The sequence below is a fragment of the Blastococcus sp. SYSU DS0533 genome, from assembly GCF_054050775.1.
Genome location: NZ_JBJGZZ010000029.1, coordinates 1 through 6,693, shown reverse-complemented (window position 1 = coordinate 6,693; position 6,693 = coordinate 1). Strand labels below are relative to the sequence as shown.

Below are 6,693 nucleotides of genomic sequence, written 5' to 3'. Positions count from 1 at the left end.
CGCGGCTGCGGTCCGGGCCCTCCGTCGTCCGGCTCCGTGCAGGGTCCCGCCACGAGCTAGCGAGTGGCGGGGGGCACGGGGTCCTTCCTCAGGACAGGCGGCTCTTGAGGATCTCCAGCTCGTCCCACATGGTGCTGGGCAGCTTGTCGCCGAACTTCTCGAACCACTCGGTGATCTGCGGGATCTCCTCGCGCCACTCCTCGGGCTTGACCGCCAGGGCCTGCTCGACCTGCTCGGTGGTCATGTCGAGGCCGGAGACGTCGAGCGAGTCCGCGGTGGGCACGTGGCCGACCGCGGTCTCGACGGCGGCCGCCGTGCCCTCGAGGCGCTCGATGACCCACTTGAGCACGCGGCTGTTCTCGCCGAAGCCCGGCCAGAGGAAGCCGCCGTCGGCGTCCCGGCGGAACCAGTTGACGTAGAAGATCTTCGGCAGCTTGCTCGCGTCGTGCATCTTGCCGGTCTCGACCCAGTGGCCGAAGTAGTCACCGGCGTTGTAGCCGATGAACGGCAGCATCGCGAACGGGTCGCGCCGGACGACGCCGACGGCCCCGGTGGCGGCGGCGGTGGTCTCCGAGGAGAGCGTCGCCCCCATGAACACGCCGTGGTTCCAGTCCCGGGCCTCGGTGACCAGCGGGATCGTGGTCTTGCGGCGACCGCCGAAGAGGATCGCCGAGATCGGCACGCCCTTGGGGTCGTCGTACTCCGGCGCCAGGATCGGGCACTGGGTGATCGGCGTGCAGAAGCGGCTGTTCGGGTGGCTGGACAGCTCGTCGCTGTCCGGCGTCCAGTCCCGGCCCTTCCAGTCGGTGAGGTGCGCCGGCGGTTCGTCGGTCATGCCCTCCCACCAGATGTCGCCGTCGTCGGTCAGCGCGACGTTCGTGAAGACCGAGTTGCCCTTGTCGATGGTGCGCATGGCATTCGGGTTCGTGTCCCACCCGGTGCCGGGGGCGACGCCGAACAGGCCGTACTCGGGGTTGAGCGCGTAGAGGCGCCCGTCCTCGCCGAAGCGCATCCAGGCGATGTCGTCGCCCAGGGTCTCGACCTTCCAGCCGGGGATCGTCGGCTCGAGCATCGCCAGGTTGGTCTTCCCGCAGGCGCTGGGGAAGGCGGCGGCGATGTAGTAGGTCTTCTGCTGCGGGTTGGTGAGCTTGAGGATCAGCATGTGCTCGGCCAGCCAGCCCTCGTCGCGCGCCATGACCGAGGCGATGCGCAGCGAGTAGCACTTCTTGCCCAGCAGCGCGTTGCCGCCGTACCCGGAGCCGTAGGACCAGATGGCCCGCTCCTCGGGGAAGTGCACGATGTACTTGGTGTCGCTGCAGGGCCACGGCACGTCGGCCTGCCCCGGCTCCAGCGGGGCGCCGAGGGAGTGCATCGCCGGCACGAACGGCCGGTCGGAGCCCATGGCCTCGAGGATGCGGCTGCCGATGCGGGCCATCACGCGCATGGAGACGACGACGTACTCGGAGTCGGTGAGCTCGACGCCGAACATCGGGTTCTCGGCCTCGACGGGTCCCATGCAGAAGGGGATGACGTACATCGTCCGGCCGCGCATGCACCCTCGGTACAGCTCGGTCATGATCGACTTCATCTCGCCCGGGTCCATCCAGTTGTTGGTGGGACCCGCGTCGGCCTCGTCGACCGAGCAGATGAAGGTGCGGTCCTCGACGCGCGCGACGTCGCTGGGGTCGGAGGCGCACCAGAAGGAGTTGGGCTTCTTCTCGAGCGGCGTGAAGGTGCCCGCGTCGACGAGCTTCCGGGTGAGCCGCTCCCACTCCTCGTCGGTGCCGTCCACCCAGACCACCTGGTCCGGCGTGGTCAGCTCGGCCATCTCCCGCACCCAGGCCAGCAGCCGGGCGTGCGTCGTCGGGGCGTTCTCCAGACCTGGGGTGGCCACGGTGGTCACGGCGTCTCCATCCTCTGCGTCGCCGGGGCGGATGCCCGCTCCGACGGTGGTGCCCTGCGAGCCGCGGCCGCCGGGACGGCCGTTCGGATCGGGTCAGGTTACAAGCGCGGACACGCGCCTGTAACCGAGACAAATGTTACGTATAGGACGTCTACCGCTCACCCCGGAACAGTCTGGTAATAGGCGGCGTTCACCACAGCCCGTGAGCTCTCCCACCCTCCTCTCGCCGATCCGTCTCCGCGATGTCACGTTGCGCAACCGGCTCGCGGTCGCCCCGATGTGCCAGTACTCGGTGACCGACGGCTACGTCGGGGACTACCACCTCGTGCACCTCGGCCGGTTCGCCCTCGGCGGCTTCGGGTTGGTGGTCGTCGAGGCGACGGGCGTGACGCCTGAGGGGCGGATCAGCCACGGGGACGTGGGCCTGTGGTCCGACGAGCACGTGCCCGGGCTGGCGCGCGTCGTGGACTTCCTGCACGCCGAAGGCGCCGCGGCCGGCATCCAGCTGGCCCACGCCGGGGCCAAGGCGAGCAGCCGGCGGCCGTGGGAGGGCTCCGGGCCGGTCACCGGGGAGGACGCCCACCCGGGCGAGGCGCCGTGGCCGACGGTCTCGGCGTCCGCCGTCCCCGCCGGGCCGGGGTGGCCGGTGCCGCACGCGCTGACCGTCGAGGAGCTGGCGGAGGTGCGCGAGGCTTTCGCCGCAGCCGCCCGGCGGGCCGACGCCGCCGGGTTCGACGTCGTCGAGGTGCACGCCGCGCACGGCTACCTGCTGCACCAGTTCCTCTCCCCGCTGAGCAACCAGCGGGACGACGCGTACGGCGGCTCGCGGGAGGGGCGGATGCGCTTCCCGCTCCAGGTGGTCGACGCCGTGCGCGCCGCCTGGCCGGCGGGCAAGCCGCTGCTGGTGCGCGTCTCGGCCGTGGACGGGTCGGGGGACGGGCTGACCGTCGAGGACACCGTCGCCTTCGCCCGCGAGCTGCGCGCCCGCGGGGTCGACGCCGTCGACGTCTCCGGCGGTGGTCTGGGCGGCGGGTGGGAGCACCCGATCGGCTACGGCTACCAGGTGCCCTGGGCCGCGACGATCCGCGAGCAGGCCGACATCGCGACCATGGCGGTGGGGCTGGTGGTCGACGCCCACCAGGCCGAGGCGATCGTGGCCGGCGGGGCGGCCGACCTGGTGGCGGTCGCCCGGGAGGCGCAGGACGACCCGAACTTCGCCGTGCACGCGGCCCGCGAGCTCACCGACGCCTACGACGCCTACCCGGTGCAGGCCGGGCCGCGGCTGGCGTCCCGCGACCGCCTCCTCGGCCGGCTCGGCCCCTGGACCGGCCCGGACCCGGTGCAGGTCGAGCACCCGACCACGTCGTCGTCCTGACGGCGCGCCCGGCGGCTCAACCGCGCCCGTAGGCCGGGCCCACCTCGGCGGCGAACGCGTCCCAGCCGCCGGGCACCGGACGCCCGCTCACCTCGGCGTCGAACTTGTCGAGGTACCAGTGCCAGCCCATCGCGTAGTCGGTGACGTCGGCGCCGGCGGCGAAGAACTGGACGAACCGGAGGACGGTCCGGTCGCCGTCGGTGGAGAGGTCGAGGTCGATGCGCCACACGCCGGAGCCCTGCTGCTCCTGCACCCACTCCACGACCAGCCGCCGGGGCGGGTCGCACTCGACGACCCTCATCGGCTCGCCCACCGGCTCGTCCTCGTGGGTCATGGTGAAGGTGCCCGACCCGCCGGGGCGCCGCTCCCCCTCGTAGGTGCCGATCCAGCGGGCCATGCGCCGGGGTTCGGTGAGCGCGGCCCAGACGTCGTCGATCGGGTCGGGCCAGCTGCGGCGGAACTCCAGCCGGCGCCGGCCGTCCTCCTCGGTGGTGACGGTGCCCCGCCGGCTGCCCAGGTCCTCGGTCATGCCTCTTCTCCCTGCCTGCGCGCCCGCCTGCCGCGGGCGATCTCGGTGCCGAGGGCGTCGAGCCGCTGCGCCCACAGGTCGCGGTAGGGCTCGAGCCAGTCGTCGATCTCCCGCAGCGGCCGCGGGTCGAGCGAGTAGCGGCGCTCGCGCCCGTCGGCGCGCACGCTCACCAGCCCGGCCTCGCGCAGCACCCGCAGGTGCCGGCTGATCGCCGGCCGGCTCACGCGGAACGGGGCCGCGAGCTCCCCCGCCGTGCGCTCCCCCGCCGCGAGCAGCCCGATCAGCTCCCGCCGGATCGGGTCGGCCAGCGCCTGGATCGCCTCCACGGGGATATGCGTAACACACCGGTTACGCGTCGGTCCAGGGGTTGGCGCGCGGCGCCCCGGGAAAGGAGCCGCCCATGACCGTCACCGATCCGGACACGCCCGACCCGCTCAACGACCCCCGCACGCTGCAGGCCGACCCGGGCGCCTACGGCGAGGGTGCCGACCTGGCCTCCGCCGAGGACGACCCGGCGGCGACCGGTGAGGATGAGCTGCCCGCCAGCGACGACCTGGCGGACGAGGCGGGCGGCGGCGACGTCACCGGCGGGGCCTTCGGCGAGAAGCCGCCGGCCTGACCGTGTGACGGACCGGTTCTCCCGGGTAAGCCGGGCGCGTCCCACCCACCTGAACCGAGGAGGACCGATGGCCACCGGTGAGACCGGCTTCGAGGACGTCTTCTACGACCTCGTCTCCGTCCAGTACCACTCGCTCAAGGCCGGGCACGACTACGGCCAGTACGTCCGGGACGCCGAGAACGCGGGCCTGGACGACGTCGCGGCGTTCTTTCGCGAGGTCATGGAGCAGGACTCCCAGCGCGCGAAGCGCTGCCACGAGTTCCTCGGGCGGCTCCAGGGCACGTCGCAGGGTGGCCCGGCCACGCAGTAGCCGGGGAAGGATGCGGTCGTGATCTCGACCGCGCTCACCCGCCGCTTCGCCCTCGCCACGCCGGTCATCGGGGCACCCATGGCCGGCGTGGCGGGAGGTGCGCTCGCGCGGGCCGTCTCGCTCGGCGGCGGGCTCGGCATGATCGGCGTGGGCGCCGCGACACCGGCGTCCTTCGTCGTCGAGCAGTGCGCCGTCCCGCGCGGCGACGGGCTGCCCTTCGGCGTCGGGCTGATGGCCTGGGTCCTCCCCGACCGGCCCGACCTGCTCGAGGCGACGCTCGACGCGACACCCGACCTGGTCTCGATCTCGTTCGGCGACCCGGCGCCCTGGGTCCCCCGCCTGCACGACGCCGGGATCGCCGTCGCGACGCAGGTGAACACCGTTGCCGACCTGCACCGGGCGCAGGCCGCCGGCGTCGACCTGGTGGTGGCGCAGGGCAGCGAGGCCGGCGGGCACACCGGGCGCCGCGCCACCCTGCCGCTGCTGCAGGAGGTGCTCGCGCTGACCGACCGGCCGGTGCTGGCCGCCGGCGGCATCGCCACCGGTGCGGGGATGGCCGCCGCCCTGGCCGCGGGCGCGGCGGGCGTGTGGATCGGCACCCCGCTGCTGTGCTGCCCGGAGGGCCTCAACTCGCCCGCCGCCCGGGAAAGGGTGCGCGCGGCGGCCGGCGAGGAGACCGTGCTGACCCGCGCCTTCGACGTCGCGGAAGGCATCCCCTGGCCGGAACGGTGGCCCGGCCGCGCGCTGGCCAACGACTTCTCCCGCGCCTGGCACGGGCGCGAGGCGGAGCTCGCGCACGACGCCGAGGCCCGGCAGCTCGTGGTGGACGGCCGGCGGACGGGGAACCCGTCGACCGCCCCCGTCTACGCGGGCGAGGCGGTCGGCCTGGTCACCGCGGAGCGATCGGCCACCGAGGTGGTGCGGGAGCTGGACGCCGGCGCCGAGGAAGCCCTGCGGGCGGTGGCCGACCTGCTGGGCCGACCGCCTGCTCCGTGAGCATCGTGCGGTCGACGGCCGCTCAGGCCCCTGAGTGAGGCCCGCAAGTGCACACGCGCCGGCTGGTCCTGCCGCTCAGACGGTGCAGCTGTCGTCGGCGCAACCCTCGGCGGGCGGCACGGTGACCAGCGTGTTCGCGTCGGCCCAGGCGCGCTCGAGCACCTGCAGCAGCAGCTCGGCCGGCTGGGCGCCCGCGGCGCCGTACTTCCGGTCGACGACGAAGAACGGCACCCCGGTGGCACCGAGCGACTGCGCGGTGGCGCTGTCCTGGCGGACCGCCGCCAGGTAGCGCCGGTCGGCCAGCGCTGCCCGCACCTCCGCCTCGTCCAGCCCCACCTGGACGGCCGGCGGGACGAGGGAGTCGACGTCGAAGACCGAGCGCCCCTCCTCGAAGTAGGCGTGCAGCAGCAGCTCCTTGAGCTCGTTGCGCTTCCCGTGCTCGGCGGCCAGGTGCAGCAGCTCGTGCGCGAGCAGCGTGTTGCCGCTGACGGCGTCGGCCAGGTGGTACTCCAGGCCCTCGCCGGCGGCGACCTGCTCGACCTGCGCCATGTTCGCCCGCATCTGCTCGACGCTCGTGCCGTACTTGCGGGCGAGCGCCGGCAGCGTCGGGTGGGTCTCGCCCTCGGGCGCCGTCGGGTCCAGCTGGAAGGACCGCCAGATCACCTCGACCTGGTCACGGTGCGGGAACTGCTCGAGCGCGGCCTCGAGCCGGCGCTTGCCGATGTAGCACCACGGACAGACGACATCGGACCAGACCTCAACCTGCATGCCCGGCCCAACCCCGCTCCGGCATCGGGCATTCCGCGGTTCACGCGTCCGGGCACTCCACCTCCGCACGAGCCCGGCCGTCATGCGCCTCCCGGGGCCGGCCCGCGCCAGCGGCCGGGGGGCGCGCCCGGGGTCAACCCCCCGGGTATGTTCCGTCCCCCCCCAGGTGCCCCACGAATAAAACCGTCGCGCC

The 6,693-nt window shown here is 73.6% G+C and carries 8 protein-coding genes; 4 read left to right on the top strand and 4 right to left on the bottom strand.

Going from position 1 to position 6,693, the window contains the following annotated elements; genetic code table 11:
* Positions 1-88: 88 nt before the first annotated feature.
* Positions 89-1,903: a phosphoenolpyruvate carboxykinase (GTP) gene (locus ACI79W_RS19995; RefSeq protein WP_456563830.1), complete on the bottom strand. Its 1,815-nt coding sequence runs from the start codon at positions 1,901-1,903 to the stop codon at positions 89-91.
* Positions 1,904-2,105: 202 nt separating this feature from the next.
* Between ACI79W_RS19995 and ACI79W_RS19990 the strand changes: the two genes are divergently transcribed.
* Entirely contained in the window at positions 2,106-3,278 is a 1,173-nt protein-coding gene (locus ACI79W_RS19990) for an NADH:flavin oxidoreductase/NADH oxidase (protein ID WP_456563829.1), read from the top strand.
* Positions 3,279-3,294: 16 nt separating this feature from the next.
* Here ACI79W_RS19990 and ACI79W_RS19985 read toward each other — a convergent pair whose 3' ends face one another.
* Both ACI79W_RS19985 and ACI79W_RS19980 read right to left on the bottom strand, forming a co-directional pair.
* Complete coding sequence (locus ACI79W_RS19985) at positions 3,295-3,807, bottom strand: SRPBCC family protein (protein ID WP_456563828.1); 513 nt, start codon at positions 3,805-3,807, stop codon at positions 3,295-3,297.
* Positions 3,804-4,133 (bottom strand): ArsR/SmtB family transcription factor, encoded by a 330-nt coding sequence (locus ACI79W_RS19980; RefSeq protein ID WP_456563827.1) that lies wholly within the window; start codon positions 4,131-4,133, stop codon positions 3,804-3,806. Before ACI79W_RS19980 ends, ACI79W_RS19985 begins: the two co-directional genes overlap by 4 nt.
* A 74-nt stretch (positions 4,134-4,207) precedes the next feature.
* Between ACI79W_RS19980 and ACI79W_RS19975 the strand changes: the two genes are divergently transcribed.
* The 3 genes from ACI79W_RS19975 (at position 4,208) to ACI79W_RS19965 (ending at position 5,732) form a co-directional block, all read left to right on the top strand.
* Positions 4,208-4,426 (top strand): hypothetical protein, encoded by a 219-nt coding sequence (locus tag ACI79W_RS19975; protein ID WP_456563826.1) that lies wholly within the window; start codon positions 4,208-4,210, stop codon positions 4,424-4,426.
* 67 nt (positions 4,427-4,493) lie between these two features.
* Positions 4,494-4,736: an acyl carrier protein gene (locus tag ACI79W_RS19970; RefSeq protein ID WP_236829382.1), complete on the top strand. Its 243-nt coding sequence runs from the start codon at positions 4,494-4,496 to the stop codon at positions 4,734-4,736.
* Between the two features lie 18 nt (positions 4,737-4,754).
* A complete protein-coding gene (locus ACI79W_RS19965) occupies positions 4,755-5,732 on the top strand; it encodes an NAD(P)H-dependent flavin oxidoreductase (RefSeq protein WP_456563825.1) in 978 nt (325 codons plus the stop codon).
* Between the two features lie 75 nt (positions 5,733-5,807).
* Here ACI79W_RS19965 and ACI79W_RS19960 read toward each other — a convergent pair whose 3' ends face one another.
* Positions 5,808-6,500, bottom strand: a complete 693-nt coding sequence (locus ACI79W_RS19960; protein ID WP_456563824.1) for a DsbA family oxidoreductase — start codon at positions 6,498-6,500, stop codon at positions 5,808-5,810.
* Positions 6,501-6,693 lie beyond the last annotated feature (193 nt).

Bases quoted from the DNA above. Each gene is read 5' to 3' on its own strand.
- ACI79W_RS19985 (WP_456563828.1), bottom strand. From the start codon at position 3,807: ATGACCGAGGACCTGGGCAGCCGGCGGGGCACCGTCACCACCGAGGAG.
- ACI79W_RS19960 (WP_456563824.1), bottom strand. From the start codon at position 6,500: ATGCAGGTTGAGGTCTGGTCCGATGTCGTCTGTCCGTGGTGCTACATC.
- ACI79W_RS19975 (WP_456563826.1), top strand. From the start codon at position 4,208: ATGACCGTCACCGATCCGGACACGCCCGACCCGCTCAACGACCCCCGC.
- ACI79W_RS19970 (WP_236829382.1), top strand. From the start codon at position 4,494: ATGGCCACCGGTGAGACCGGCTTCGAGGACGTCTTCTACGACCTCGTC.